Source organism: Streptomyces sp. NPDC030995 (genome assembly GCF_055571215.1).
The window spans coordinates 1-25,511 of sequence record NZ_JBVIFS010000035.1; the positions used below are offsets into that span (position 1 = coordinate 1).

25 protein-coding genes and 1 pseudogene are annotated in these 25,511 nt (G+C 70.6%); 11 read left to right on the top strand and 15 right to left on the bottom strand.

From position 1 onward, the window contains the following. Positions 1 to 126: 126 nt before the first annotated feature. A pseudogene (locus tag ACZ45T_RS33000) lies at positions 127 to 707 on the bottom strand (DUF3626 domain-containing protein); the annotation flags it as partial. 104 nt (positions 708 to 811) lie between these two features. Between ACZ45T_RS33000 and ACZ45T_RS33005 the strand changes: the two are divergent. Further along, positions 812 to 1,372 (top strand): GNAT family N-acetyltransferase, encoded by a 561-nt coding sequence (locus tag ACZ45T_RS33005; protein WP_468447819.1) that lies wholly within the window; start codon positions 812 to 814, stop codon positions 1,370 to 1,372. 8 nt (positions 1,373 to 1,380) lie between these two features. On the opposite strand, the gene ACZ45T_RS33010 is transcribed toward ACZ45T_RS33005, so the two are convergent. From ACZ45T_RS33010 to ACZ45T_RS33035, 6 genes are all read right to left on the bottom strand, one after another. Then, positions 1,381 to 2,874 (bottom strand): P-loop NTPase family protein, encoded by a 1,494-nt coding sequence (locus ACZ45T_RS33010; protein WP_468447820.1) that lies wholly within the window; start codon positions 2,872 to 2,874, stop codon positions 1,381 to 1,383. A 2-nt stretch (positions 2,875 to 2,876) separates the two neighbouring features. Next, positions 2,877 to 4,295 (bottom strand): ATP-binding protein, encoded by a 1,419-nt coding sequence (locus tag ACZ45T_RS33015; RefSeq protein WP_468447821.1) that lies wholly within the window; start codon positions 4,293 to 4,295, stop codon positions 2,877 to 2,879. A gap of 19 nt (positions 4,296 to 4,314) precedes the next feature. Beyond that, positions 4,315 to 5,877: an SCO6880 family protein gene (locus tag ACZ45T_RS33020; protein WP_468447822.1), complete on the bottom strand. Its 1,563-nt coding sequence runs from the start codon at positions 5,875 to 5,877 to the stop codon at positions 4,315 to 4,317. After that, the gene (locus tag ACZ45T_RS33025; RefSeq protein WP_468447823.1) at positions 5,874 to 7,196 is read right to left on the bottom strand and encodes a hypothetical protein; all 1,323 of its coding nucleotides are present in this window, start codon (positions 7,194 to 7,196) and stop codon (positions 5,874 to 5,876) included. Before ACZ45T_RS33025 ends, ACZ45T_RS33020 begins: the two co-directional genes overlap by 4 nt. Next, the gene (locus ACZ45T_RS33030) at positions 7,186 to 8,013 is read right to left on the bottom strand and encodes a hypothetical protein (protein ID WP_468447824.1); all 828 of its coding nucleotides are present in this window, start codon (positions 8,011 to 8,013) and stop codon (positions 7,186 to 7,188) included. Before ACZ45T_RS33030 ends, ACZ45T_RS33025 begins: the two co-directional genes overlap by 11 nt. Positions 8,014 to 8,110: 97 nt before the next feature. Then, positions 8,111 to 8,419 carry a hypothetical protein gene (locus ACZ45T_RS33035; protein WP_008742356.1) on the bottom strand — a complete coding sequence of 103 codons (309 nt, stop codon included), beginning with the start codon at positions 8,417 to 8,419 and terminating at the stop codon, positions 8,111 to 8,113. 399 nt (positions 8,420 to 8,818) lie between these two features. On the opposite strand from ACZ45T_RS33035, the gene ACZ45T_RS33040 reads away from it, so the two are divergent. Then, positions 8,819 to 9,988 carry an alpha/beta fold hydrolase gene (locus ACZ45T_RS33040; RefSeq protein ID WP_468447825.1) on the top strand — a complete coding sequence of 390 codons (1,170 nt, stop codon included), beginning with the start codon at positions 8,819 to 8,821 and terminating at the stop codon, positions 9,986 to 9,988. Between the two features lie 301 nt (positions 9,989 to 10,289). Here ACZ45T_RS33040 and ACZ45T_RS33045 read toward each other — a convergent pair whose 3' ends face one another. Beyond that, positions 10,290 to 11,087: a pentapeptide repeat-containing protein gene (locus ACZ45T_RS33045; protein WP_468447873.1), complete on the bottom strand. Its 798-nt coding sequence runs from the start codon at positions 11,085 to 11,087 to the stop codon at positions 10,290 to 10,292. Positions 11,088 to 11,326: 239 nt separating this feature from the next. Here ACZ45T_RS33045 and ACZ45T_RS33050 point away from each other — a divergent pair, with 239 nt between their 5' ends. The 5 genes from ACZ45T_RS33050 to ACZ45T_RS33070 all read left to right on the top strand — a co-directional run bounded on the left by ACZ45T_RS33050 (position 11,327) and on the right by ACZ45T_RS33070 (position 16,621). After that, positions 11,327 to 11,935: a LysE family translocator gene (locus tag ACZ45T_RS33050; protein ID WP_468447826.1), complete on the top strand. Its 609-nt coding sequence runs from the start codon at positions 11,327 to 11,329 to the stop codon at positions 11,933 to 11,935. 52 nt (positions 11,936 to 11,987) lie between these two features. Next, the gene (locus tag ACZ45T_RS33055) at positions 11,988 to 12,782 is read left to right on the top strand and encodes a thioesterase family protein (RefSeq protein ID WP_468447827.1); all 795 of its coding nucleotides are present in this window, start codon (positions 11,988 to 11,990) and stop codon (positions 12,780 to 12,782) included. 100 nt (positions 12,783 to 12,882) lie between these two features. Continuing rightward, positions 12,883 to 14,601, top strand: a complete 1,719-nt coding sequence (locus ACZ45T_RS33060) for a serine/threonine-protein kinase (protein WP_468447828.1) — start codon at positions 12,883 to 12,885, stop codon at positions 14,599 to 14,601. A 76-nt stretch (positions 14,602 to 14,677) separates the two neighbouring features. Next, positions 14,678 to 15,688, top strand: a complete 1,011-nt coding sequence (locus tag ACZ45T_RS33065) for a C40 family peptidase (protein WP_468447874.1) — start codon at positions 14,678 to 14,680, stop codon at positions 15,686 to 15,688. Between the two features lie 204 nt (positions 15,689 to 15,892). Beyond that, the gene (locus ACZ45T_RS33070) at positions 15,893 to 16,621 is read left to right on the top strand and encodes a phosphatase PAP2 family protein (protein WP_468447829.1); all 729 of its coding nucleotides are present in this window, start codon (positions 15,893 to 15,895) and stop codon (positions 16,619 to 16,621) included. A 151-nt stretch (positions 16,622 to 16,772) separates the two neighbouring features. Here ACZ45T_RS33070 and ACZ45T_RS33075 read toward each other — a convergent pair whose 3' ends face one another. Together ACZ45T_RS33075 and ACZ45T_RS33080 are read right to left on the bottom strand one after the other, a co-directional pair. Beyond that, a complete protein-coding gene (locus ACZ45T_RS33075; protein WP_468447830.1) occupies positions 16,773 to 16,991 on the bottom strand; it encodes a hypothetical protein in 219 nt (72 codons plus the stop codon). Between the two features lie 256 nt (positions 16,992 to 17,247). Beyond that, positions 17,248 to 17,466, bottom strand: coding sequence for a hypothetical protein (locus ACZ45T_RS33080; protein WP_468447831.1), 219 nt, complete (start codon positions 17,464 to 17,466; stop codon positions 17,248 to 17,250). 130 nt (positions 17,467 to 17,596) lie between these two features. Here ACZ45T_RS33080 and ACZ45T_RS33085 point away from each other — a divergent pair, with 130 nt between their 5' ends. Together ACZ45T_RS33085 and ACZ45T_RS33090 are read left to right on the top strand one after the other, a co-directional pair. Then, positions 17,597 to 18,430, top strand: coding sequence for an SCO4651 family lipoprotein (locus tag ACZ45T_RS33085; protein WP_468447832.1), 834 nt, complete (start codon positions 17,597 to 17,599; stop codon positions 18,428 to 18,430). Between the two features lie 150 nt (positions 18,431 to 18,580). Further along, positions 18,581 to 18,736, top strand: a complete 156-nt coding sequence (locus ACZ45T_RS33090) for a hypothetical protein (protein ID WP_360894414.1) — start codon at positions 18,581 to 18,583, stop codon at positions 18,734 to 18,736. A gap of 59 nt (positions 18,737 to 18,795) precedes the next feature. Here the strand turns inward: ACZ45T_RS33090 and ACZ45T_RS33095 are convergent, their stop codons facing one another. Further along, entirely contained in the window at positions 18,796 to 19,119 is a 324-nt protein-coding gene (locus ACZ45T_RS33095; RefSeq protein ID WP_362598499.1) for a metal-sensitive transcriptional regulator, read from the bottom strand. 194 nt (positions 19,120 to 19,313) lie between these two features. Here ACZ45T_RS33095 and ACZ45T_RS33100 point away from each other — a divergent pair, with 194 nt between their 5' ends. Both ACZ45T_RS33100 and ACZ45T_RS33105 read left to right on the top strand, forming a co-directional pair. Then, positions 19,314 to 19,934, top strand: coding sequence for a DUF47 domain-containing protein (locus ACZ45T_RS33100; RefSeq protein WP_243631357.1), 621 nt, complete (start codon positions 19,314 to 19,316; stop codon positions 19,932 to 19,934). 5 nt (positions 19,935 to 19,939) lie between these two features. Continuing rightward, the gene (locus tag ACZ45T_RS33105) at positions 19,940 to 20,938 is read left to right on the top strand and encodes an inorganic phosphate transporter (protein ID WP_468447833.1); all 999 of its coding nucleotides are present in this window, start codon (positions 19,940 to 19,942) and stop codon (positions 20,936 to 20,938) included. Positions 20,939 to 21,199: 261 nt separating this feature from the next. Here the strand turns inward: ACZ45T_RS33105 and pstB are convergent, their stop codons facing one another. The 4 genes from pstB to pstS all read right to left on the bottom strand — a co-directional run bounded on the left by pstB (position 21,200) and on the right by pstS (position 25,343). Continuing rightward, positions 21,200 to 21,976, bottom strand: a complete 777-nt coding sequence (gene pstB, locus ACZ45T_RS33110) for a phosphate ABC transporter ATP-binding protein PstB (protein WP_468447834.1) — start codon at positions 21,974 to 21,976, stop codon at positions 21,200 to 21,202. A 29-nt stretch (positions 21,977 to 22,005) separates the two neighbouring features. Then, positions 22,006 to 23,088, bottom strand: coding sequence for a phosphate ABC transporter permease PstA (pstA, locus tag ACZ45T_RS33115; RefSeq protein WP_468447835.1), 1,083 nt, complete (start codon positions 23,086 to 23,088; stop codon positions 22,006 to 22,008). Then, the gene (gene pstC / locus ACZ45T_RS33120) at positions 23,088 to 24,077 is read right to left on the bottom strand and encodes a phosphate ABC transporter permease subunit PstC (RefSeq protein ID WP_468447836.1); all 990 of its coding nucleotides are present in this window, start codon (positions 24,075 to 24,077) and stop codon (positions 23,088 to 23,090) included. Before pstC ends, pstA begins: the two co-directional genes overlap by 1 nt. Before the next feature lie 129 nt (positions 24,078 to 24,206). After that, a complete protein-coding gene (gene pstS / locus ACZ45T_RS33125; RefSeq protein WP_468447837.1) occupies positions 24,207 to 25,343 on the bottom strand; it encodes a phosphate ABC transporter substrate-binding protein PstS in 1,137 nt (378 codons plus the stop codon). Positions 25,344 to 25,511 lie beyond the last annotated feature (168 nt).

The window sequence follows — 25,511 nt, forward strand, 5'->3', positions numbered from 1 at the left end:
ACCCTGTGGGAGAGTAGGACGCCGCCGAACAATCATTGTGGGAAAGCCCCGCACCAGCCCTTATGGGTTCGGTGCGGGGCTTTTCTGCGTTCAGGCGCAATTGCTTCCGAAGTGTTGGAGTTAGGCGACGGTGAGTCGGAAGCCCGCGTGCCATTCGGTCGGGCAGGGGAGTTTGTCGGCCGCGGCCTCGATCTCCGTGTCCCGGTAGCTGGGGTCCAGTACGAGAGCGGCCACATCGCGATCGAGCAGGACCGGGGTGTGGACCTGTGCCTCGATGTAGTCGTCGAGGCGTCCTGGTCGTCGGCCTCCGCCAGGGGGACGAGGGACATGCGGGCCGCGACGCCGAAGGATTCGGGCTCGAGATAGCTGTCCGGTTAGCAGAAAGTGGTCCGGGGGAGGGCTTCTGGGGTGAGGCGGAAGTGGGCCGAGCCGAAGCGGGGAGCCGCGCCGGCGGGATTGTGGCGGAAGTTCAAGGCGCCGTAGACCGGGCGGGATTCGGGTGGGGCTTCGTCGTACGCGCCGCCGAATATTCGGCTCTCCCACTGCCAGCGTGCGCCACCGCGGTGGGCGGTGAGGCTGCCGGTGCCGGTGCCCGTGACGAACTGCGAGCGGTACGCGCCGTCTTCGGCCAGGGCCGTGAGGATCGGGCGGTCGCCGCAGACGCGGTCCGGGTGGAAGTTGAGGGTCACCGCCAGGGCCGGGTCCATGGGTGGGCCGAAGGAGCGTGCGGCGACGTGGCGCAGTGCCTCGACGTGCGGGTTCGGTGAATTCACGGGTGAAGTCTGCCTGTTCAACTCGTAGGATCGCGCCCATGAACGAGTTCCAGCATGTGATACGTCCGGTGCGCGGCGACGAGTGGGAGCAGGTCAAGGCGCTGCGGATCGCTGCGCTCCAGGATCCGGCCGCGCCGGTGGCCTTCCTGGAGACCGTCGAGCAGGCGGAGGCCCACCCCGATGAGTTCTGGCAGGGGCGGGCCCAGGGCGCGTCGCACGGGCGGTCGGCCCGGCAGTTCGTCGCCGTGGCTCCCGGCGGGCAGTGGGACGGGACGGTGACCGTGCTCGTCGAGGAGGGCGGGACCACCGACTTCTTCGACCAGGAGATCGAGCAGACGCAGGGGCATGCGGTCGGGGTGTTCGTGCGGACCGAGCAGCGGGGGACCGGGCTGACCGAGGCCCTGTTCGCGGCCGCGCTGGAGTGGGCCTGGTCGTTGGAGGAGCCCACGCTGGAACGCGTACGGCTGTTCGTGCACGAGGACAACGCGCGGGCCGGTGCCTTCTACCGGCGGTTCGGGTTCGTGCCGAGCGGCTCGATCGTGTCCAAGCCCGGGGACCCGACGGCGAAGGAACTGGAGTACGTCTTCCCCCGGCCTTAGGTCCGGCCCTAGCGGGATTCGTGCGGGGCCGGGTCGAAGGTGGACTCCGGCCAGCGGGCGCGGGCCTGTTCGCGGCTGCGGCACAGGGCCAGCAGGGGGAGCGAGTCGTCCTGGAGCAGCTCGGGAAGCCGGGGGATCGGGGCGACAGCCGCGATGTCCTCCAGGACCAGCGCGAGTGGTGGGTCGAGCCGACCGTGGGATGACCGTACGGCCATGCGGCGGCCGTGCTCGACCACGTGAGAGGCGAGTGCGGTCAGCAAGGGCATCGCACCCGGGTGGGTACGGGGGTCCTCCAGAGGTTCACCCACCACGTAGAGGGTGCCCCCTTCGGCGGCGAACGATGCGAGTGCGAGCGAATCCGTTCGGTTCGGGTTGCAGGCTTCGCGGATGTGGATCGAGGTCAGGCAGGAGAGGGCGCGGGCCGTCAGGCTCTGGGCGAGCTCGCGCCGTTCAGGGTGGGCGGTGAGGGCGCTCTCCAGCTCGCCGGCCGCGCCGGGGGCGGCCTGAGGGTGGGTGCGCAGGATGCGGACGGGGTCCTGGGCGCCGTTGCCCTGGGCCCAGCGGTGGAGTTGCTTGAACGGGCGGTCGTCGACGGCCGCGGCCTGGAGCCAGCTGCGCAGGAGCGTTTCCGCCGTGTCGGCGACGGCCGCGTCGAGGCGGGCCTGGGGGCGTACGGGGGCGAGCAGGGCGGTCGCGCGGGCGGCGGCGGTGTCCCGGTCGGCGCAGCCCTCGGCCGGGTTCCAGTGCATGCGGGCCGGGGTGTCGCACAGGTGGGAGGGGTCGTAGAGGAGCACCGGGCCGAGTTTGGCGCGGGCGTCCTTGGTCTCGGCCCAGAGGGCGGGGGAGGAGGTCACGATCAGTGCTGCTCCCTCCGTCTCGCTGATGCGGTGTGCTGCGGCGCGGAGGCGGTCGGTCGGGCTGGCGTAGGCCATGCGCGGCTGTGGGGCGGTGGTAGGGGGCGCCGGCCAGGCTTCGGTGCTGGGGCTCCGCCCCAGACCCCGCGCCTCAAACGCCGGCGGGGCTGGATTGGCCGGCGGGGCTGGATTGGCCGCCTGGTGCTGGGCAGGTGCCGGTGCCCGCGCCGGTGCCGGGTGTGGGTCGGCCTGCGGTACGGGGTCCAGGGCGGCCTGTTTGGCCAGGGCGCGGCGGGACTTGGTGCGGGCGATCACGCCGATCGCGAAGACGGTGAGCACGAACATCACCAGGAGCTGGCTGATGAACAGGCCCCAGAACAGGCCCCAGCCCGAGAGGGCGGACGGGGCGGTGTCCGGCCAGGCGGCGGCGATGTCGTGCGGCTCTGTTATCAGGGCGCGGACGGCCTCCGGAGTCCGGGTGAAGGTGACCGTGTCGGGCCAGGCGCCCTTCGCGAAGACGGCCGCCAGGCCGGTGGCCGACCAGACGAGTACGGCGAGGCCGAGGAGGAAGGCCAGCAGGCCGACCAGCAGGCCGTCGGGGATGCCGCCGCCGCTCGCGGGGGTCTCCGTAGGTCGTGCGTCGTGCATGGTCAGGCCACCGTGGTCGCGGAACCGGGGCCGCTGCTGCGGCGGCGTTCGATGGCCAGGGCGCGTTCCTCCGCCTCCAGTTCGGCGGCCAGCATGTCGTCGTGGAGGCGGGCGGGGGCCGAGGACTCGGTCATGGCGCGGTCGGTGAAGACCAGGGGCCGTTCGGCTTCGGTGATGAGGTGTTTGACCACCTGGACGTTGCCGTTGACGTCCCAGACCGCGATGCCGGGGGTCAGGGTCGGGATGATCTCGACCGCCCAGCGGGGGAGGCCGAGGACGCGGCCCGTGGCGCGGGCCTCGTCCGCCTTCTGGGCGTAGATGGTGCGGGTGGAGGCCATTTTGAGGATGGCCGCGGCCTCGCGGGCGGCCGCGCCGTCGACGACGTCGGAGAGGTGGTGGACGACGGCGACGAAGGACAGGCCGAGGCGGCGGCCGAACTTGAGCAGGCGCTGGAACAGCTGGGCCACGAAGGGGCTGTTGATGATGTGCCAGGCCTCTTCGACCAGGAAGATCCGCTTCTTGCGGTCGGGGCGGATCCAGGTGTGTTCCAGCCACACGCCGACGATCGCCATGAGGATGGGCATGGCGATGGAGTTGCGGTCGATGTGGGAGAGGTCGAAGACGATCAGGGGCGCGTCGAGGTCGATGCCGACGGTGGTGGGGCCGTCGAACATGCCGCGCAGGTCGCCGTCGACGAGGCGGTCGATGACGAGGGCGACGTCGAGGCCCCAGGCCCGGACATCGTCTATGTCGACGTTCATGGCGAGGGCCGATTCGGCTTCGGGGTGGCGCAGTTGCTCGACGATGTCGGTGAGGACGGGCTGGCGGTCGCGGATGGTGTCGACGACGTAGGCGTGCGCGACCTTGAGCGCGAAGCCGGCGCGCTCGTCGAGGCCGTGGCCCATGGCGACCTCGATGATGGTCCGGAGCAGCGCGAGCTGGCCGGTCGTGGTGATCGCCGGGTCGAGCGGGTTGAGGCGGATGCCGTCGTCGTTGGCGGCGATCGGATCCAGGCGGATGGGGGTTATTCCCAGCTGCTGGGCGATCAGGTTCCATTCGCCGACGCCGTCTTCGCCCTGGGCGTCGAGGACGACGACCTGGCGGTCCTTGAAGCGGAGCTGGCGCAGGACGTACGTCTTCTCCAGGGCGGACTTGCCGTTGCCGGATTCGCCGAGGACCAGCCAGTGGGGGGCCGGGAGCTGCTGGCCGTAGAGCTGGAAGGGGTCGTAGATGTAGCCCTTGCCGCTGTAGACCTCGCGGCCGATGATGACGCCGGAGTCGCCGAGTCCGGGGGCGGCGGTGGGCAGGTAGACGGCCTGCGCCTGCCCGGTGGAGGTGCGTACGGGCAGGCGCGTGGTCTCGACTTTGCCGAAGAGGAAGCTGGTGAAGGCGTCCGTCAGGGCGGACATGGGATCTCGCATGGGCGGCACTTCCCTCCAGCTAGCGTCGGATGCCGGTGGCGAACGGCAAGGTGTTGACGAAGGCGCGGTGGTGCTCGCGGTCGCACCATTCCAGCTTCAGGTAGGACTTGCCGGCGGAGGCGCGGATGGTGCGCTTGTCGCGGGCGAGGGCCTCCGGTGAACGCGAGGACACCGTGATGTACCCGACCAGGTTGACTCCCGCCGCACCGCTGGCGAGATCTTCACCTCTTTGGTCGAGGCGGCCGTGGGCGGCGATGTCGCGGGGGTCGACGGTGCGGTTCATCTTGGCGGCGCGGCTCGCGTCGGCCTCGTCGTTGGTCTTCTCGGTGAGCATGCGCTCGATGGCCACCTCGGTGGGCTCCAGGTCCATGGTGACGGCGACGGTACGGATCACGTCCGGGGTGTGGACGAGGAGCGGGGCGAGGAAGTTGACGCCGACCGGGGTCATCGGCCACTCCTTCACCCAGGCGGTGGCGTGGCACCAGGGGGCGCGGGTGGAGGACTCGCGGGTCTTGGCCTGGAGGAAGGTGGGCTCCACGGCGTCGAGCTCGGCGGGCCAGGCGTTGCGCTTGGTCATGGCCTGGATGTGGTCGATGGGGTGGTCCGGGTCGTACATGGAGTGCACGAGGGAGGAGAGGCGGCCCTGGCCCAGCGGCTGGCGGACGCGGATGTCGGCCTCGGCGAGGCGGGCGCAGATGTCGGTGAGCTCGCGGGCCATCACGATGGCGAGGCCCGCGTCGCGGTCGAGCTTGCGGCCCTTGTGGGGGGTGGCGGCGCGGGCGATGGTGTGGGCCTCGGCGGAGAGTTCGCGCGTGTAGTGCATGCAGGCGACGAGGTACGCGCGGTGCTGCTCGGAGGAGGTGGACACCATCGACTGGAGCTGGTCGTAGGACTCGCGCAGCCAGCCGGGGGCCTGGGTGTCGCCGCGCTGGGCCACGTCCTTGGCGTGCGCGTCCGGGTCGGCGGGCAGGGTGCGGGCGAGCATCTGGAGGCGGGTGACGAAGCCGTCGCCGTTGGCCACGTGCTTGAGCAGGGTGCCGAAGCGGTCGACGAGGGCTTCCTGGTCCTCGCTGTCGCGCAGGCCGACGCCGGGGCCCTCGATCTCGATGGCGGCGGTGACGGTGCGGCGGTCCGCGTGGAGGAGCACGGCGATCTCGTCGGGGCCGAAGGGGGCGGCGAGCCAGCTGATGCGGCCGATGCCGGGGGGCGGGCCGACCTCGACCTCGCGGCCGTCGGAGCCGCGGATGCCGGCTTCCATGGCGCCCGAGCGGTACGTCGTACCGCGCCGCAGGGTCCGCTTGTAACTGCGGCTGATCTCGAACCAGCGGTAGAAGGTGCGGCCCTTGTACGGGACGTACACGGCGGCGAGCGCGAGCATGGGGAAACCGGCGAGGCTGACGATGCGCAGGGTGAGGTCGGGGACGAGCAGTCCGCTCATCATGCCGAAGAACGCCCCGGCGATGATCAGGGCGATCTCGCCGGTCTCGCGGTTCTTGCCGACGATCGCGTTCGGCCGGGCCCGGCCGATGAGATACGTGCGGCGGGGCGCGACCGGGTGCAGCTGGTGGGACTGGGTCGTCAACGCCCGTCACCTCCTGTGTTCCTCGTACTCGAACTCGTGCTCGTGCGGGGCGGGGGTGCGGCGGAGGGGACGGATCCGCCGCCGGACCCGCCGCCGGAGGGGCGGCTGCTGTGGGCGGCCACGCCTCCGGAGATGGGGTTGGCGGGGCGGGGCGCGCTGTTGCCGCCGCCGTCGCCTCCGCGGTGGGCGCCGCGGCTGCTGTGGGTCTTGATGCCCTGCGAGACGAGGGAGGCCGGGGAGCTGATGACGGCGGCCGCCTGGGCGCCGTCGGTGGCCTTGCTGCGGTTGGAGCGGGCGGAGGCGATCTCGTCGCCGAAGCCGGGGACGAAGCGGTAGATCATCGCGGAGGCGAAGATCGCCAGGAGGATGATGGCGAGGCCGGTGACGACGGCGGAGAACGCGTTCGGGCCCTTTTCGCCGGTCAGGGCACCGGCGAGGCCGAGGACGATGACGATGACCGGCTTCACGAGGATGACGGCGATCATGATGCCGGCCCAGCGGCGGACGTGGCCCCAGAGGTTGCGGTCCACGAGCCCGGAGTAGACGACGACGCCGAGGAGGGCGCCGACGTAGAGGAGGGCGGCCCGGATGAACAGCTCCAGGAAGAGCACGCCGGCGGCGAGGACGGTGACGAGGGCGACGACGATCAGCATGATCGGGCCGCCGCCGATGTCGTCGCCCTTCTTGAGGGCTTCGGAGAAGGAGCCGAAGAAGACGTCGGTCTGGCTGCCGGTGGCGGAGGCGATGACCTCGGTGACGCCGTCGGTGGCGGAGACGACGGTGTAGAGGACGAGGGGGGTGAAGGCGGAGGCGAGGACGGTGAGCCAGAGGAAGCCGATGGCTTCGGACATGGCGGTGGTGAAGGGGACGCCGCGGACGGCTCGCTTGGCGACGGCGAAGAGCCAGAGGACGAGCGTGAGGATGGTGGAGGCGGCGAAGACGACGGAGTACTGCTTGAGGAAGGTCGGGTTGGTGAAGTCGACTTCGGCCGGGCCCTTGACTGCTTCGCTGAGCTTGGTGACGATCCAGGCGGCGGCGTCGGCGCAGCCCTTCGCCAGGGAGGCGAGCGGGTTGAGGGCGTCTCCGCCATCGCTGGGTGCCAGCCCGGTCCTTGGGGTGCCCCCGGACGTGCCCGTGCCACTCTCGCAGTACTGCTTGGAGGGGCCGTCGAGCAGGGCGCAGGGGTCGTTGCTGGCCTGCGGGGTGGGCGTGGGAGTGGGTGCGGGGGCCGCGTAGGCGCGGGTCGAGAGCGCCACGACGGCCAGGTGGGCGGAGGCGATCACGCCCAGCCGGGCGGGGAGCCGGAGGCTAGCGGGCATACGTGAATCCTCCGAATTCCTTGATGGCCTTGCTCATGTCGTCGGACGTCGACACGGGGACATCACCGGGAACCGGGGCGGGCCCGTCCTGCTGGGTGTCATCGACGACCTTCCAGTTCTCGCCGATCCAGCTCAGTTCGAAGGTCCAGGTCTTCCAGAGGGTCCGGACCGGATCGGTGGACTTGGCGCCGGACATGCCGATCAGGCCCGTGTACCAGACGGCGATCTTCGCGCTGGTCGGGCTGTAGCTCTCGACGCGGGTGCCGATCGGGACGGTACGGGTGACGAAGGTGCTGCCTTGCGGGGGGTTGCCGTTCGCGTCGAGGCCGAGCTTCGCCAGGAAGTCGGTGGAGTACGCCTCGTCCTGAGGGCCCTTCAGGCCGGCCGCCACACTTGGCGTGTAGATCCCGTCGACGAGGGCGTGGCGGGAGTTCTTCTTGAACATGCCGTCGGACCCGAGCGCGACCGCGTAGTTGGCGGCGGCCGACTGGGCGCCCTGCTCGTCGTGGGTGAAGCCTCTGGGGATGCCGGCGGCTTTGCCCGTGACGGGGGTGGTGCCCGTGGCCGTCGTGGAGGTGGCGGCCGGGGCGTTGTCCGCGGGTTTGTTTTCCGGGGTGTCGGGGGCCTGGTTCGCGAACGCGATGGCGGCGATGAGGAGGACCACCACGCCGACCACCGTGATCAGGCTGCGGGTGGGGCGGGGGGTGCGGCGGGTGGGGCCGTACGGGTCGGCGGGGGAGTCCGGGAGGCGGGTGCGGGTCTGGCCCGTGCCGCCGACCTCGCCGTGGCCGCCGCCGTACTGGTCGTCGTTGCTCATTCCGTGTCGGCCCCCTCCGCGTCGTACGACGGTAGCGCTGGTTCCCGCGTAGGCGCGGTGTGGTGAGTCCTCATCAGGTACGGCCGCGGTGGCCCGGCTAGACGGCCATTCCGTAGACGATGGTGAAGAGGGTGCCGAGGGAGCCGATGATGAAGACTCCGGTCAGCCCGGCCACGATCAGGCCCTTGCCCTGCTCCGCGCTGAACGTGTCGCGCAGGGCCGTCGCGCCGATGCGCTGTTTGGCCGCGCCCCAGATGGCGATGCCCAGGCAGAGGAGGATCGCCACGGCCATGACCACTTCGATCATGACCTTCGCTTCGTTGCCGAGACTGCCGAAAGGCCCCCAGTTCGGGGCGATTCCGCCGATGATGGTGGTGATGTCGCCCTTTTCGGCTGCCAGGATCATGTAACTCACCGCCCCTGCATGGGTAGTTCCGAAGGCCCCGGCCCGACGGCAGGGGTTACGCACTATCTTCGCTGATGAAACCGCCGCCGTCGTCGACTTGACGGGTCTCTTTACCCGATCTCGCGGCCCGCGCCCTGCCTGCGCGCTCTGACCAGCAAGAATGTGCGGTCACTCTGTGTATCACGGAGGGTGACGCCGGGCAATGATTGTCGTCTCGGCGTACGGGGGGTGGGGTGAGGGGCCGCCGTTCGGAGTAGCGGGGGCGCGTGGCGTTGGTCCGACTCGCCGATATATGTCCGATATTCAGTCAGTCGGTCGGCCAGTTGGTCGGTGAGTGAGTGGTCGGTCCGGCCGTGCGCGTGAGGGGCGTTGTCAGTGGGGTCCGGCAGGCTGGGTGGCATGACGACGACTCCGTGGACCCTTGCCGATATCGAGGCGGCCATCCGGGCGGGATGGTCGGCCGAGACCTCCGAGCCCGCGGGCATCTCGGGGATCTCCTGGACGGCCGAGAATCCGGCCTGGGGGCAGTGCGACATCACCGCCGTCGTGGTGCAGGACATCGTGGGCGGGGAGCTGGTGCTCGGAGAGGTGTTCGTCGACGGCCGGCAGGAGGGGTACCACTGGTGGAACCTGCTGCCCGGGGGGATACGGATCGACCTGACGCGGGAGCAGTTCCGGCGGGGCGAGACGGTGACGCCGGGCAGGGTCGTGAAGCGGCCGCCCGGGCGGCTGTCGAGGCGCTGGGAGGAGTACCAGCTGCTGCGGCAGCGGGTCATCGACAAGCTGGGGCCGTTGCCGGGATTGGTGCGGGTGCCGGACGGGCGGATGCCGGGCGGGCGGAAGCTGGCGTACACGGACTTCGGGGGACCGGGGGCGCCGCTGCTCGCGCTGCACGGGCACTTCGGGGAGGGGGCGGCCTTCGCGGACCTGGCGCGGGAGGTCGGTCCGGCGTGGCGGGTGATCGCCCTGGATCAGCGGGGGCACGGGGATTCCGACCGGGCGGGGGAGTACACGCGGGAGGGGTACGTCGCGGACGCGGCGGCCGTACTGGAGCACCTTGGGCTGGGTCCGGCGGTGGTGCTGGGGCATTCGCTGGGCGGGGTCAATGCGTACCAGCTCGCGGCGCGGCGGCCCGATCTGGTGCGGGCGGTGGTGGTCGAGGACATCGGGGCGGTGGTCGAGGACGACCTGTCCTTCACGCGGCAGTGGCCGAGGCGGGCCGCGACGCGGGCCGGGTTCCTGGCGGGGGTGGGGAGTGCGGCGCCGCATCTGGCGGGGTCCCTGCGGGAGTATGCGGACGGGTGGGGGACCGCGTTCGAGGTGGAGGACATGGTGGAGTCCCAGCGGGGGCTGAACGGGGACCACTGGGGGGACTGGCTGGAGGTGCGGAGGCCGACGCTGCTGGTGCGGGGGGATCGGAGCGGGGTGCTGTCGGCGGAGCATGCGCGGGAGATGACCGTGCGGAGGGCGGGGGTGCGGTTGGTTGAGTTGCCGGCGGGGCATGCGGTGCGGGTGGGGGATCCGGAGGGGTTTTTCGCCGCCGTGCGGGGGTTTTTGGCGCGGGTGTGAGGGTCCGGTCCCCGGGGGTGGTGGGGGCGGGGTGGGCGGAGCGGGTGCGGCGCCGTTGCTGGGGCTCCGCCCCCGACCCCGCGCCTCAAACGCCGGCGGGGCTGGACTTGGCCGGCGGGGCTGGAAGAGCGGGGCTCTGCCCCGGACCCCGCGCCTCAAACGCCGGCGGGGCTGGATTGTGCGGCGGTGGTGAAAGAGCGGGGCTCCGCCCCGGGCCCCGCGCCTCAAACGCCGGCGAGGCTGGACTTGGCCGGTGGGGCTGGACTTGGCCGGTGGGGGCTGGGTTGTGCCGCGGTGTGGGTTAGGTCCAGTGGGTGGGGAGGGTGAGGGTGGGGGGGATTTGGGTGGTGGGGGCGCCCTGGGCTGCGTTGAGTTGGGGCTGGGTGAGGAAGATGGCGCCTCGGAGGTCCGCGCCGCGGAGGTTGGCGTCGCGGAGGTCCGCGCCGATCAGGTCGGCCGTGCGCAGGTCGGCGTTGCTGAGATCGGCGGCGATCAGGTAGGCGCCGCGGAGGTTCGCGCCGCGGAGGTTGGCGGCGGAGAGGCGGGCGCCCATCAGGTCGGCGCCGCGGTGGTTCTTCTTGCGGCCCGGCACCTTGGCCCGTACGAGCTCGCTGGTTTTCAGGAGCAGGGTGTTGATCTCCTGGCGGAGGGTGGCCACGTCCAGGTCCGCCAGGGCGGCCGCGTCGGCGCGCGTCCACTTCTCCGTGTCGGCCAGGGCGCGGCGGAGCTGCGGGTGGACCGCGGAGGCGTCCGGGAGGGTCAGGGCCTCGCTGATGTAGAAGAGCAGCTCGTGCAGCTGCCGCATCACCGGGAAGACGTCGAACATCGGGCGGGTGGTGTCGGGGTGGGTCCGCCAGTCGCGGCCGCCGAAGGTGACCTGGGAGACCTGCTGGCCCGCGCCGAAGCAGTCGAAGACGGTGCAGCCCTGGAAGCCCTTGTCGCGCAGCCGGGTGTGGATTCCGCAGCGGAAGTCCTGCTGGAGGTTCTTGCAGGGGGTTCCGGCGGGCTTGTTCACGGCGAAGTCGTTGGACTTGGCGAAGGGGAGGGCCACACAGCAGAGCGCGAAGCAGTTCGCGCAGTCGGCTTGGAGGACGGGCAGCGCGGCAGGGGTGGCAGGGGCCGCAGGGGTGGCGGGGGTGGCGGGGGTGGCAGGGGTACTCGGCACTTGTCCATTGTTACCCGTCGGTGGAGGTCAGTCGTATCTCGAGGCCGCGGGCGCAGCAGTGCGGCGTCCTCGGCGGGGCGGTGGAGGGGCATTTCGTAGGTATGGGCAGGCGTGGGCAATCGCCGGACGGTAAGTGGGTTGATCCGGGAGGGGGGTGCGGTGAGCATCGGCCCATGACAGAAGTGATCGCAGTCGCCGTTATTACTCTCCTCGCCGTGATCAGTCCCGGCGCCGACTTCGCCATGGTGGTCCGCAACAGCTACCTCTACGGGCGGCCCACCGGGCTGTTCGCCGCCGCCGGGGTCGCGGCCGGCGTGCTGGTCCACGTCTCGTACACGATGCTCGGGGTCGGTCTGCTGATCGCCTCCTCCACCGCGCTGTTCACCGCGATCAAGCTGGCGGGTGCGGCCTATCTGGTGTGGATCGGGATACGGACCTTCCGGGCGCGGGCCGAGGTGACCGTGGACCTGGAGTCGAAGCCGGGGCTGACCGGGCCGGGGGCGATGCGGTCGGGGTTCCTGACCAATGTGCTCAACCCGAAGACCACGCTGTTCGTCGTCTCGACCTTCACGCAGGTGGTCGACCCGGGCACGCCGGTGTGGCAGCAGGCCGGCTACGGGCTGTTCATGTCGGTGGCGCACCTGGGCTGGTTCGGGGCGGTGGCGCTGTTCTTCTCGGACTCCCGGCTGCGCGACCGGATGCTGAAGGCGCAGAAGACGCTGAACCGGGCCATCGGGTCGGTGCTCGTGGGGCTGGGGGTGGGGCTGGGGTTCGCCCGCTGAGCTGCCGGCGCGGGGCTGGTATCGCCGGTTACCTGTCGGTAGCGTGCGGGGTATGGGCGCTGTCGAGGGGTTCTTCGAACGAGTTGATGCCGGGCGGTTCACCGCCACCGAGTACACGCGCGGCCCCTGGGACCCGGGCTCCCAGCACGCCGGGCCGCCGGCCGCGCTGCTCGGGCGGGCCGTCGAGGAGCGGCCGGGTGCGCGCGCGGACATGCGGATCGCCCGGATCACGTACGAGATCCTGCGCCCGGTGCCGATCGGCGCGCTGGAGATCACCACCAGCGTGGTCCGGGCCGGGCGCAGCACCGAGGTGGTCGAGGCCGCCCTCGCCCCGGCGGGGGCCGCGCCCGTGATGCTGGCGCGGGCCCTGCGGATCAGGGTCGCGGAGGAGGCCGTGCCGGCCGTGGCTCCGGGGCCGCAGCTGCCGCCGCCCGGGGAGGTGGAGGTGACGCCGTTCTTCCCGGTGCCGTGGGAGCAGGGCTACCACTCGGCCATGGAGACCCGGTTCACGGAGGGCGCGTTCGTCGAGCTGGGGCCCGGCACCTGCTGGATGCGGATGAAGGTGCCGCTCGTCGCCGGGGAGGAGACCAGGCCGCTGGACCGGGTGCTGATCGCCGCCGACTCGGGCAACGGCATCAGCTCGGTGATGGACTTCGGACGCTACGTCTTCATCAACAGCGACCTGACCGTCCATCTGCACCGCCATCCGGTGGGCGAATGGGCCTGCGTGGAAGCCCGTACGAGCGTGGACGCGGCCGGGATCGGGCTGGCCGACGCGCAGCTGCACGACGAGAAGGGGCCCATCGGGCGCAGTGCGCAGAGCCTCTTCGTCGCTCCCCGGACCTAGGCCGTCTCTTTCGGATCTTGCCGGTACGGGCCCGCCGGCCCGTACCGCGGGCGTCAACCCACCTTCGTCGCACGGAAGTCGGTGTGGCAGGCTCGGTCGGATGGAGGCGCTCAGCACGACCGACCCGGCCCACATCGGGGCCCACGCACTGCTCACCCGGCTCGGCGCCGGCGGAATGGGGCAGGTGTACCTCGGGCGTTCGCCCGGCGGGCGCCTGGTGGCCGTCAAGGTGATCCGGGACGAGATCACCGGCCACCCGGAGGCGCTGGCGCGCTTTCGCCGGGAGGCCGAGACGGTGCGTGCGGTGCGGTCGGCGTACACGGCGAACCTGATCGACGCCTCGCTGGCGGCGCCCCCGTTCTGGATCGCGACCGAGTACGTGGCCGGTCCGACTCTCGCTCATGCCGTCGGGGAGCGCGGTGCGTTGCCCGCCGCCACCTGCCGCCGGCTGGGCGCGGCGCTCGCGGAGGGCCTGGCGAGCGTCCACGCGTACGGGGTCACGCACCGGGACCTCAAGCCGCAGAACGTGATCCTGGGCGCGCAGGGTCCCCAGCTCATCGACTTCGGCATCGCGCGCGGGGTGGGTGACACGGCCCTCACCCAGGACGGGCAGGCGCCGGGCACTCCGGGGTACACCGCGCCCGAGGTGCTGCTGGGCGGGGAGGCGGGGGCGGCCGCGGACGTCTTCGCGCTCGGGGCGACGCTCGCGTACGCGGCGACCGGGCGGCCGCCGTTCGGTACGGGCGTGGCGGCGACGGTGGGCTACCGCGCGGTGCACGAGCCGATCGACGTGGCCGGGGTGGAGCCGGATCTGGCGGCGCTGATCGGGGCCTGCGTGGCGAAGGATCCGGCGGCCCGGCCGGCTCCGGCCGAGGTCATCAGCCGGTGCGGGGTGCGGGACGCGCTGGTGGACGACCCGGTGTACGTCGGGCTGGGGGCGCTCGGGGAGCCGGTGCCCGTGCACGAGATGCGGACCGAGGGGCCCGGGTACCCGTACGTCCCCACGCAGCAGGCACAGCAGGCACAGCAGGCACAGCCGGCGCGCTGGTCGGGGCTGCGGCCCGGGGCCCGGGCCGGCGCCGGGGTGGCCGTGGCGGTGGCGCTCGCCCTGGCGGCGTGGAAGCTGATCCCGTTCGACGGGAGCGGGAGCGGGAGCGGGAGCGGGGGCGCGAGCGGGGGCGAGGCCGCCGCGGGCGGTGCCACGCGTACGCCGCCCGCGGCGGCGCCCGGCGGGCAGACGCCCGGAGCCACCGCCCCCAACGGCGGCGCCAAGCCGCCGGCCGAGTACATCGAGAGCAACCGGATCTCGCGCTATCTGTGGACGGCCTCCCCCGATCCGGCCAAGGCCGCCGAGGGGGTCGGCCAGTGCAACCAGCCCGCCGAGGTGAAGGCGCCGGGCGCCGACTTCCAGTACGCGGTGTCGACCACCGGCCCCGGTGCGGCGCCGGGCAAGTCCGTGCGCATCAGCATGCGGATCAAGTACGCGGAGATGGCGCAGTCCGCGCCGGATCCGTACTACGTGTCCGTGGCGGTCAAGTCCCCGCACGACATCTCGCCGGACACCGGCAAGCCCTTCCCCATGGACAACAGGGCCGTCGGTTACACCAGCAAGCCCGCCGACATCTACACCCACTGGAAGTCGGGCGGCGACGTGACGCTGACGTATCCGGACGACTTCACCCTGCACGGCGCGGGCAGGACCTGGCCCGCCGTGCCCCTCGGCAACGACCCGGGGGACTGGACGGTTGTCTTCTACCACGTCGAGGATGACCCTACGAAGTACGACAGCATCGCCTGCACCGGCTTCCAAGTGGGGTAGTAGGACATGCGACACGGCCGAATCGCACGTTGAAGTGACGTGGATGGGGGAGGGTTGACGGGTGCGCAGATTCTGGATGGCCGGCGGGATCGGGATCGGGCTGTGTCTGACCTTCGTGGCCCTGCTCGTCGTGGGGACGTACTCGGCCGCCGCGGGCCTGGTGGGGGCGTCGGGCGCGGGCGGCCGCGCCGTGGGCCTGACCAAGGGGGCGGTGCCCGCCAAATACCAGGCGCTGGTGGAGAAGTGGGGCAGCCTCTGCCCGTCCATCAGCCCGCCGCTGCTCGCCGCTCAGCTGTACTCCGAGAGCGGCTGGAACCCGAGCGCCGTGAGCCCGGCGGACGCGCGCGGCATCGCGCAGTTCATCCCGGGTACGTGGGCGGGCCACGGCATCGACGGGGACGGCGACGGGGACCGGGACATCTGGGACCCGAATGACGCGATCCCCTCGGCCGCTTCCTACGACTGCGAGCTGGCCCGGGACGTGGCGAGCGTGCGCGGGGACGCGACGTCGAACATGCTGGCCGCGTACAACGCGGGTGCCTACGCGGTCATCAAGTACGGGGGTGTGCCGCCGTACAAGGAGACCCAGGGCTACGTGAAGGCCATCACGACCCTGGCGAAGAGCTTCGAGCGGCCCGTGGGGCGGGTGGCGCCCTCGCAACAGGCCGCCGGGGCCATCTACTTCGCGCAGAAGCAGCTCGGCACGCCGTACCTGTGGGGCGGCAACGGAACGCCCGACCAGGACGGGCGGTTCGACTGCTCGGGGCTGACCAAGGCCGCGTACGAGACGGTGGGGATCCAGCTGCCGCGGGTCGCGAACGACCAGTACAACGCCGGGCCGCATCCTTCGCGCGATCAACTGCTGCCCGGTGACCTGGTGTTCTTCTCCGATGATCTGACGAACTCTCGGGAGATCCGGCACGTCGGGCTCTACGTGGGCGGCGGATACATGATCAACGCCCCGTACACCGGCGCCGTGATCCGCTTCGACAAGATCGACACGCCTGACTACTTCGGTGCGACGCGCGTGACCAAGGATGGTGCGGAGGCTCTTCCGGAGCGCTCCGCGCCTGGTCGGACGCCGTAGCAACTCTCCGTGAAGCAAAGGCCCTGAGCTGCGACGACGTGTCACTCTTCGATAACGTTGGAGTGATCATTCGGTGGAGAGTGGAACGTAGTTGCCAGAACGGGCGTTCCATGAACGCGGGGGTTGATCAAGTGGGGGGCGAAGGGGCGCACACAGGGGTGCGCCCGCAGGGGATCCACGGCAAGGGCAAGGGGCCGCATCACCATGGCTGGACTCACAACAGGTGGGCCGAACGTGGATGTCAGCCTGCTCTACCACGTCAACGGACATGCCCGGCAAGCCCCGGGTTGGCTGGACCGGGCCGTGAGCCTGGCCGGTGAGTACGGGATCCTGCTGGCCCTGGTGCTCCTGGTCCTGTGGTGCTGGCGCGGTGCCCGCCGGCAGGACGAGGCCGCGGCCGTCGAGTCCTTCGCCGCGCTGGTGTGGGCGCCGCTGGCCGCCGGGCTGGCCCTGCTCGTGAATGTGCCGCTGCGTGAATTCGTCGGCCGGCCGCGGCCGTTCCGCCAGCACGAGGGCCTCCAGGTGCTCGATCCCGGCTTCGGCGCGGAGATCGGCAACGCCGAGTTCTCCTTCGTCAGCGGCCACACCACCCTCGCGATGGCCCTGGGCGTGGGCCTGTTCATCGCGAACCGGAAGTTCGGGCTCCTGGGGATCGGGCTGGCCCTCGCCGAGGGCTTTTGCCGCGTGTACATGGGCGTCCACTACCCGACCGACGTGATCGGCGGCCTCGCGCTCGGCACCGCCGTCGTGCTGGTGCTCGCGCCGCTCGCGATGGCCCTGCTCACCCCGGCGGTGCGGGCGGTGGCGGCCTCCCGGCGCTTCGGGCGCCTCGTACGGGCCAAGGGCCGGGCGCTGCCCCGGCCGGTCGGCCTCCCGCAGGCACAGACCCCGCCCGCGGGGCAGCGTACGCACGAGAGCGACCTCGCCGCCTAGTGCGGTCACAGCACTAGGAAGTGTCCTGCCCGGGCGTACGGGGCTCACGTCTGCGCGTACGAGTCCCATACGGCGAGCAGTACGGCCGCCAGTAGGCACAGCCCCGCCGCCCCGAAGCACACGCGGACCGCCGGCGGGCGGGGGCGCGGCGTCACGGGCTGCCGCCGTCGGTGTCTCCCTCGCGGCGGTACCGGGAGCGCAGCCACAATCCGGTGGCCACGGCCGCGGTGGAGGTGAGCCCGATGGCCAGGGCCACGTCGGCCGGGCTGTCCGCCGAGCCCAAGGGTCTGGCCCAGGCCGCGGCGGCCGGGGCGGACACGATGAGCAGGGCCCAGAGGAGGGCCGCGACGCGGGTTGCGGATCCTGGCATGAGTCAAGGGCATCCGCTGCGGCGCGCCCCGGCCAGCCGGGCCGTCCGAACGGGCTAGTGCTGTGGCCGGAAAGGTTTGCCGGGGCGCGGCGTCCGGTGCGGGGCATCGCAAGGCGGAGGGCCGCGGCTCGTACTGGACGTACCGGCACGGTCCGACAACGCGGCGAGGTGCCGTGCCGGGGGCCGTGTCCCGGTGAACCTTTCCGGTCACAGCACTAGGCAAGATCCGGAAGGGCCGGCGCGCACCCGCGCCCGGCTACCCCGCCGGGTGGCGGGTGGCGTCCTTGCGGGCCAGGTCGCGGGAGCGGCGGGCCGGGCCGGTCCAGCCGCAAGTGCACACGGCCAGGCAGAAGGATCCTCTGTCGGCGGTGGACGTGGAGTGGCCGGCGGCGGGCGGATGTGGGTCGGCTCCCGGCCGCGGGAGTGGCACGGCGGCAAGCGGAGGGACCGAGGTCGCGTCGGTGTGCGGTTCCACGGCTCAACGGTACCCGGGGGGACAGCGGTCGGGGACCCCGCGGCCCGTGACGGGAAACCCCGGACCTCGTTAACCGGAGCGGGTGGGGGCCTCGGGCAAACAGCGGTCATGCGTTGGGGGTTGGCAGGCGATGGTGGTTCACCAGCACAAGCGTCGGCGCGGACGTGCGGGTGAGGCGGTGCTCCTCGCCGGCGTCACCCTGGCGGTCACCGCGATGAGCGGATGCGCGGGCGGCGGCGGCAGCGACGACCGGCCTCCGGCGGACGCGGCGGCGGTGGTCCGCGGGGCCGCCGACGCACTGGCGAAGACGGGGAGCGCCCGGGCCCGTACGGCCATGGAGATGGCCACGGGCGGCACCCGGGTCACGATCCGCGGCGAGGGCGGGGTCGACTTCAAGAACCGGATGGGCCAGCTCTTGGTGATGCTCCCCGCCGACGTGAAGGGCAAGGCCGAGCACCGGCCCATCACCGAGCTGCTCGTGCCGGGCGCGCTCTACATGAAGAACCGCGGTGCGGGCGTCCCCGCCGACAAGTGGGTGCGGATCGACACGACGGCCCTCGCCGACGGGAACCTGGTCACGGGCGGGGCCACCGATCCGCTGATCGCGGCCGAGCTGCTGCGCGGGGCGCTGGAGGTGACGTACGTCGGGGAGACCGAGGTGGCGGGCACCAAGGTGCGGCACTACCGGGGGACGACCGACATCGGGCGGGCCGCGGGGAGTGCCTCACCGGAGCTGCGGGGGGCGCTGGAGGCGGCGGCGAAAGGGTTCAGCACGGACTCGGTGCCGTTCGATGCCTACCTGGACGAGGAGGGGCGGTTGCGGAAGGTCCGGCACCGGTTCACCTACGTCAACAATGGCGTGATCGATGTCTCGTCGACCACGCTGCTGTACGGGTTCGGGACGCCGGTAACCGTCGTATTGCCCGCAAGCGGGGACATTTACGCGGGGAAGATCGCCGAGTAGTGGGGCGGGTGGGGCGATCGGGCCATGGGCTGGTATCCGGAAATGGTCCATCCGTGTCATGCGGCGGGAGGCGTTGCCTCCCTACGCTGAGGAGTCGGGCGCCGGCGAGTGCCGGTGGCCGGTGGCCGGTGGCAGATTGAGGTGGCACGCGTGACTCCCGCAGGCGGTACGACGGTGCAGGACCACGTGGCTCTCGCCGAGATCGAGCTGTGCGGTGAGCTGATCATCGCGGCTTCGGCCGCGGCGGAGGAGCGGCTCAGCCAGGACCGGATCGACGAGGTGCTGATGGGCATCTGGGCCGGCTGACGCGCCGTGTCCTGGGGCTCTGCCCCAGACCCCGCGCCTCAAACGCCGGCGGGGCTGGGTCAGGTGCGCAGGAGGCGGGCGATGGCCTTCGTGGCCTCCTCGACCTTGGCGTCGATCTCGGTGCCGCCCTTGACCGCGGCGTCGGCGACGCAGTGGCGCAGGTGTTCCTCCAGGAGCTGGAGCGCGAAGGACTGGAGCGCCTTCGTGCTCGCCGAGACCTGGGTGAGTATGTCGATGCAGTAGACGTCCTCGTCGACGAGCCGCTGGAGGCCGCGGATCTGGCCCTCGATCCGGCGCAGCCGCTTGAGGTGCTCGTCCTTCTGGTGGTGGTAGCCGTGGACGGCTCCGCCGTCGTGGGAACCCTCCGCCTCGATGGTCGTCATACGTCCTCCCGTGCTCCGGAACGAAGGGTGCATACCCCTCATGGGTATAGGGTACTGGGCCCCGGCCGAAGGGGCAGGGGTCCGTGGTCCTCACTCTGCCTGATGGAGGACACTGGGGAACCGCCGGTTAGCCGTGGCCGGGGGATGCGCCTAGCATCAGCCTGACCGAATCCAATGCACCCCGAGGACCTCACGTGCGATTTCGTCTGACCCCCAGGGAGACGAGCTTCTACGACATGTTCGCCGCATCCGCGGACAACATCGTCACGGGCTCCAAGCTCCTGATGGAACTGCTCGGAGCGGACTCCTCCGCCCGGGCCGAGATCGCGGAGCGGATGCGGGCAGCGGAGCACGCCGGAGACGACGCGACCCACGCGATCTTCCACCAGCTGAACTCCTCCTTCATCACGCCGTTCGACCGCGAGGACATCTACAAGCTCGCCTCGTCGCTCGACGACATCATGGACTTCATGGAGGAGGCCGTCGATCTCGTCGTCCTCTACAACGTGGAGGAGCTCCCCAAGGGTGTCGAGCAGCAGATCGAGGTACTGGCGCGCGCGGCCGAGCTGACCGCCGAGGCCATGCCGCACCTGCGGACGATGGACAACCTCACCGAGTACTGGATCGAGGTCAACCGTCTTGAGAACCAGGCCGACCAGATCCACCGCAAGCTGCTCGCGCAGCTCTTCAACGGCAAGTACGACGCCATCGAGGTGCTGAAGCTCAAGCAGATCGTCGACGTGCTCGAAGAGGCGGCCGACGCGTTCGAGCACGTTGCGAACACGGTGGAGACCATCGCGGTCAAGGAGTCCTGAACCTCGTGGACACCTTCGCTCTGGTCGTGACCATCGGTGTCGCGCTCGGCTTTACCTATACGAATGGTTTTCACGACTCCGCGAACGCGATCGCGACCTCCGTCTCGACGCGGGCACTGACGCCGCGCGCGGCGCTGGCCATGGCCGCCGTCATGAACCTCGCCGGTGCCTTCCTGGGCAGCGGGGTGGCCAAGACGGTCAGCAAGGGCCTGATCGAGACGCCCCACGGCAACCGGGGCATGTGGATCCTCTTCGCGGCGCTGGTCGGCGCGATCGTCTGGAACCTGATCACCTGGTACTTCGGCCTGCCCTCGTCCTCCTCGCACGCCCTGTTCGGCGGCATGGTGGGCGCGGCGCTGGCCGGCGGCATCGACGTCCTGTGGGACGGCGTGGTCGAGAAGGTCGTCATCCCGATGTTCGTCTCGCCGGTCGTCGGTCTGGTCGCCGGTTACCTGGTGATGGTGGTCATCCTGTGGATGTTCCGCCGGGCCAACCCGCACAAGGCGAAGCGCGGCTTCCGTATCGCGCAGACGGTCTCGGCGGCCGCGATGGCCCTCGGTCACGGCCTCCAGGACGCCCAGAAGACAATGGGCATCGTGGTGATGGCGCTGGTCATCGCCGATGTGCAGGCCGCCGATGCCGCGATCCCGATCTGGGTCAAGATCGTGTGCGCCGTGATGCTGTCGCTGGGTACGTACGCGGGTGGCTGGCGCATCATGCGTACGCTCGGCCGCAAGATCATCGAGCTGGACCCGCCGCAGGGCTTCGCGGCCGAGACCACCGGTGCCTCGATCATGTTCGGCTCGGCGTTCCTCTTCCACGCGCCGATCTCCACCACCCACGTGATCACCTCGGCGATCATGGGTGTGGGCGCGACCAAGCGGGTGAACGCGGTCCGCTGGGGCGTGGCCAAGAACATCATCCTGGGCTGGTTCATCACGATGCCGGCCGCGGCCCTGGTCGCCGCGGTGAGCTTCTGGATCGTGAACCTGGCGTTCGTCTAGCCGGAGCCGGCCTCCTGCTGGGGGTCCGGGGGTCATCCCCCGGGCGATGCAGTATCACGATGCCGGCCGTGGCCCTGGTCGCCGCGGTGAGCTTCTGGACCGTGAACCTGGCGTTCGTCTAGGCAGGTACGAAAGCGGGCCGGCTCCCCCCACCCAGGGGGAGCCGGCCCTTTTTCTTTCTTCCGCCGTGCGGTGGCACCGCCATGCAGCACCGCAGGACGTGTGGGTCACGCGGCGGAGCCGCGTGATGTCTCGTCCGGTTTAGCCGAAGCGGCCCGAGATGTAGTCCTCGGTCGCCTGCACGGACGGGTTCGAGAAGATCCGGTCCGTGTCGTCGAGCTCGATGAGCTTGCCGGGCTGGCCGACCGCGGAGAGGTTGAAGAAGGCGGTGCGGTCCGAGACGCGGGCCGCCTGCTGCATGTTGTGCGTCACGATGACGATCGTGAAGCGCTCCTTGAGCTCGCCGATCAGGTCCTCGATCGCGAGGGTGGAGATCGGGTCGAGCGCCGAGCAGGGCTCGTCCATGAGCAGGACCTGGGGCTCGACCGCGATGGCGCGGGCGATGCACAGACGCTGCTGCTGGCCGCCGGAGAGGCCGGAGCCGGGCTTGTTCAGGCGGTCCTTGACCTCGTTCCAGAGGTTGGCGCCCTGGAGGGACTTCTCCACGATGTCCGTGAGCTCGGACTTCTTGAAGCTGCCGTTCAGCCGCAGGCCCGCCGCCACGTTGTCGAAGATCGACATGGTGGGGAAGGGGTTCGGACGCTGGAAGACCATGCCGACCGTGCGGCGGACCGCGACGGGGTCCACGCCGGCGCCGTACAGGTTCTCGTCGTCCAGGAGCACCTTGCCCTCGACGCGGCCGCCGGGGGTGACCTCGTGCATGCGGTTCAGGGTGCGCAGGAAGGTGGACTTGCCGCAGCCGGACGGGCCGATGAAGGCGGTCACGGAGCGGGGCTCCACGGTCATCGAGATGTCATCGATGGCCTTGTGGTTGCCGTAGAAGGCGGACAGTCCGCTGACGTCGATTCGCTTCGCCATGAGGGGTCACTTCGCTTTCTGTAGTCGCGTCAGCGACCGGTCTTCGGGGCCTTCCAGCGGGCTATGCCGCGGGCCACCAGATTGAGGATCATGACGAAGGCGATCAGGACGAGGGCTGCGGCCCATGCCCGGTCGTAGGAGGCTTCACTGCCGACCTTGTACTGCTCCCAGATGTAGAGGGGGAGCGAGGACTGGGCGCCTTCGAAGGGGTTGCCGTTGATCAGCTGGGAGCCGAAGACCAGCAGCATGATCGGCGCGGTCTCACCGGTGATGCGGGCGACGGCCAGCATCACACCGGTGGAGATCCCGCCGATGGCGGTGGGGAGCACGACCTTGAGGATCATGCGCCACTTCGGCACACCGAGGGCCAGTGCGGCCTCGCGCAGCTCGTTCGGGACGAGCTTGAGCATCTCCTCGGTGGAGCGGACCACGACGGGCATCATCAGGATCGACAGGGCCATGGAGCCGGCGAAGCCGGAGGGGCCGAAGCCGAGCATCAGGTTCCAGGTCGTCAGGATGAACAGACCCGCGACGATGGAGGGGATGCCGGTCATGACGTCGACGAAGAAGGTCACGGCCTTGGCGAGCGAGCCCCGGCCGTACTCGACCAGGTAGACGGCGGTCAGCAGGCCGATGGGCGCCGCGATCAGGGTGGCCAGGCCGACCTGCTCGATGGTGCCGAGCAGGGCGTGGTAGACGCCGCCGCCCTGGTCGAAGCTGGTCACGCCGTTCATGGAGTGGCCGAGGAAGTTCCCGTCGAGGAGCTTCGCGCCACGGCTGACCGTGGTCCACATCAGCGAGAACAGCGGGATGACCGCGAGGACGAAGCAGACCCACACGACGGAGGTCGCGACGCGGTCCTTGGCCTGGCGGCGGTTCTCGATCACCGCGCTGGCGGTGTACGTGATGCCGACGAACAGCAGGGCTGCGAGGAGACCCCACTGGATCTTGCTGTGGAGGTCGAAGACGAGGCCGATGCCGCTGCCGAGGGCGGTCGAGAGGACCGCGATGCCGGCCGGGGCCCAGCGGGGCAGGCCGCCACGGGTGAGGCTGGCGGGGGCGGCGGACTTGCGGGCCCGCACGGGCCGCTGGTCCTGGAGTGCGTGGCTCATCAGGCGTTCGCCCCCGAGAAGTCCTTGCGGCGAGCGATGATCAGGCGAGCTGCACCGTTGACCAGCAGGGTGAGCAGGAAGAGGACCAGACCCGAGGCGATCAGCGCGTCCCGGCCGAACTCGTTGGCCTCGTCGAACTTCGCGGCGATGTTCTGCGCGAAGGTGCCGCCGCCCGGGTTCAGGACGTGGAACGAGATCAGGAAGCTCGGGGAGAGGACGGTCGCGACGGCCATGGTCTCGCCGAGGGCCCGGCCGAGGCCGAGCATCGAGGCGGAGATGACGCCGGAGCGGCCGAAGGGCAGCACCGACATCCGGATGACCTCCCAGCGGGTCGCGCCGAGGGCCAGGGCGGCCTCCTCGTTCATGCGCGGGACCTGGAGGAAGACCTCGCGGCTGACGCTGGTCACGATCGGCAGGATCATGATCGCGAGCAGGATGCCGACGGTGAAGAGCGAGCGGGCGACGCCGACCTGGGTCTTCTCGAAGACGTACGTCCAGCCCAGGTACTCGTCCAGCCAGAGGTTCAGGCCGTTCAGCTGCGGGACGAGGAAGAGCGCGCCCCAGATGCCGTAGATGATCGACGGCACGGCGGCCAGCAGGTCGACCACGTACGCGAGGGGCGCGGCCAGCTTGCGCGGCGCGTAGTGCGAGATGAAGAGGGCGATGCCGACAGCGATCGGAACCGCGATGGCCATCGCGATGATCGAGCTGACGACGGTGCCGAAGAGCAGGACGGCGATGCCGAAGACGGGCGGGTTGGCCGACGCGTTCCAGTCGAAGGTGGTGAGGAAGTTCCCCTCGTTCTTCGACAGGGCGATCGAGGCACGGTAGGTCAGGAAGGCGGCGATCGACGCCATGATGACCAGGAGCAGGATGCCGGATCCCTTGGAGAGCCCGGCGAAGATCTTGTCACCGGCGCGGCCGGTGGACCTTTCGCTCTTGGCGACAGGCGGAGCCGTGTCTATCTGGGTGGGTGTGGTGGAAGCCATGGTCTTTCCGGTCTGTGTGGGGGGCAGGCCCCCTGGCGGCGGTGCACCGGATTTCCCCCGGGTGGAGGGGAAGGGTCCCCGGGTGTCGGCTGCCCGGACGGGGGCGGCCGACACCTCGGGGGTCAGGATTTAGCCGAGGGTCTTGATGATGTCGCGGACCTTGGCGTTGATTTCGGCCGGAATCGGCGCGTAGCCGTTCTCGCCGAGGACCTTCTGGCCCGCGTCGGAGGCGGCGTAGTTCAGGAAGGACTTCACCGTCGGGAGCGTCTCGGCCTTGTTGCCCTTGTCGCAGACGACCTCGTACGTGACCAGGACGAGCGGGTAGGCGCCCTCGGCCTTGGTGGCGTAGTCGAGCTTCAGGGCCAGGTCGGAGCCGGTGCCGGAGATCTTGGCGGCGGCGATGGCCTTGGAGGCGTTCTCACCGGTGGCCTTGACCGGGGCGGCGGCGCCCGTGTTCAGGTCGACCGTCCTGATGCTCTGCGAGCTGGCGAAGGAGAGCTCGAAGTAGCCGATCGCACCGTCGACCTGCTTGACCTGGGCGGCGACCTGGGAGGAGCCGGAGGCGGACTGGCCGCCCGGGGCGGCCCACTTCTTCGCGGCCTCGTACGGCCAGGCGTCGGGCGCGGTGGCCTTGAGGTACTTGGTGACGTTCTCGGTGGTGCCCGAGTCGTCGGAGCGGTGGAAGGCCTGGATGGCGGTGGAGGGAAGCGTGACGCCCGGGTTCAGCTTCTTGATCGCCTCGTCGTCCCACTTCTTGATCTTGTCGTTGAAGATGTTGGCGACCGTGGCGGCGTCGAGGTTCAGCTTGTCCACGCCGGCGACGTTGAAGCCGAGGGCGATCGGGCCGCCGACCATCGGCAGGTCGATGGCCTGGCCACCGGTGCAGATCTTCTTCGACTCCTCGACCTGCTCCGGCTTCAGCGCCGAGTCGGAGCCGGCGAAACCGACGGTGCCCTGGTTGAAGGCGACGATGCCCTCACCGGAGGAGGAGGACTTGTAGTTCACCTCGACGCCGGAGCAGGCGGCCATGTAGTTCTTGATCCACAGCTCGACCGCGTTCTTCTGCGCGGAAGAGCCCGAGGCCAGGAGCTTGCCCTTGGCGTCGTCGCACTTGATGTCGCCGGCGGCGGCCGCGGAGGGCTTCGCCGTGCCGTCGGCGGTCTTCGTGTTGTCGTCCGAGCCGCACGCCGTGAGGACCAGGGCGCCGGACACGACGAGCGCCCCGAGGGCGGAGGCACGAAGCATGTTCTTGCGCTGAAGCTTCACTTTCGGGTGTTCCTTCCAGAAGCCGCCGGCCGCTTTCTGTATCGGGGCGGCGTGCGAAGAGGACTACGTCGTTTGCCGGGGAGGCCGCTCGTTCTGTCCGGCGACTCGCTCCGTGCACCACCGAAACTAGGCAGAACAGGTGAAGCAGCCGACCGGGGAGAGTGAACG

Coding starts and splice junctions, on each gene's coding strand:
- pstA (WP_468447835.1), bottom strand. CDS start 23,088: ATGAGCCACGCACTCCAGGACCAGCGGCCCGTGCGGGCCCGCAAGTCC.
- ACZ45T_RS33060 (WP_468447828.1), top strand. CDS start 12,883: ATGGAGGCGCTCAGCACGACCGACCCGGCCCACATCGGGGCCCACGCA.
- ACZ45T_RS33085 (WP_468447832.1), top strand. CDS start 17,597: ATGGTGGTTCACCAGCACAAGCGTCGGCGCGGACGTGCGGGTGAGGCG.
- ACZ45T_RS33005 (WP_468447819.1), top strand. CDS start 812: ATGAACGAGTTCCAGCATGTGATACGTCCGGTGCGCGGCGACGAGTGG.
- pstC (WP_468447836.1), bottom strand. CDS start 24,077: ATGGCTTCCACCACACCCACCCAGATAGACACGGCTCCGCCTGTCGCC.
- ACZ45T_RS33065 (WP_468447874.1), top strand. CDS start 14,678: ATGGCCGGCGGGATCGGGATCGGGCTGTGTCTGACCTTCGTGGCCCTG.
- ACZ45T_RS33025 (WP_468447823.1), bottom strand. CDS start 7,196: ATGCCCGCTAGCCTCCGGCTCCCCGCCCGGCTGGGCGTGATCGCCTCC.
- ACZ45T_RS33070 (WP_468447829.1), top strand. CDS start 15,893: ATGGCTGGACTCACAACAGGTGGGCCGAACGTGGATGTCAGCCTGCTC.
- ACZ45T_RS33075 (WP_468447830.1), bottom strand. CDS start 16,991: ATGCCAGGATCCGCAACCCGCGTCGCGGCCCTCCTCTGGGCCCTGCTC.
- ACZ45T_RS33050 (WP_468447826.1), top strand. CDS start 11,327: ATGACAGAAGTGATCGCAGTCGCCGTTATTACTCTCCTCGCCGTGATC.
- ACZ45T_RS33030 (WP_468447824.1), bottom strand. CDS start 8,013: ATGAGCAACGACGACCAGTACGGCGGCGGCCACGGCGAGGTCGGCGGC.
- ACZ45T_RS33010 (WP_468447820.1), bottom strand. CDS start 2,874: ATGCACGACGCACGACCTACGGAGACCCCCGCGAGCGGCGGCGGCATC.
- ACZ45T_RS33055 (WP_468447827.1), top strand. CDS start 11,988: ATGGGCGCTGTCGAGGGGTTCTTCGAACGAGTTGATGCCGGGCGGTTC.
- pstB (WP_468447834.1), bottom strand. CDS start 21,976: ATGGCGAAGCGAATCGACGTCAGCGGACTGTCCGCCTTCTACGGCAAC.
- ACZ45T_RS33095 (WP_362598499.1), bottom strand. CDS start 19,119: ATGACGACCATCGAGGCGGAGGGTTCCCACGACGGCGGAGCCGTCCAC.
- ACZ45T_RS33035 (WP_008742356.1), bottom strand. CDS start 8,419: ATGATCCTGGCAGCCGAAAAGGGCGACATCACCACCATCATCGGCGGA.
- ACZ45T_RS33040 (WP_468447825.1), top strand. CDS start 8,819: ATGACGACGACTCCGTGGACCCTTGCCGATATCGAGGCGGCCATCCGG.
- ACZ45T_RS33015 (WP_468447821.1), bottom strand. CDS start 4,295: ATGCGAGATCCCATGTCCGCCCTGACGGACGCCTTCACCAGCTTCCTC.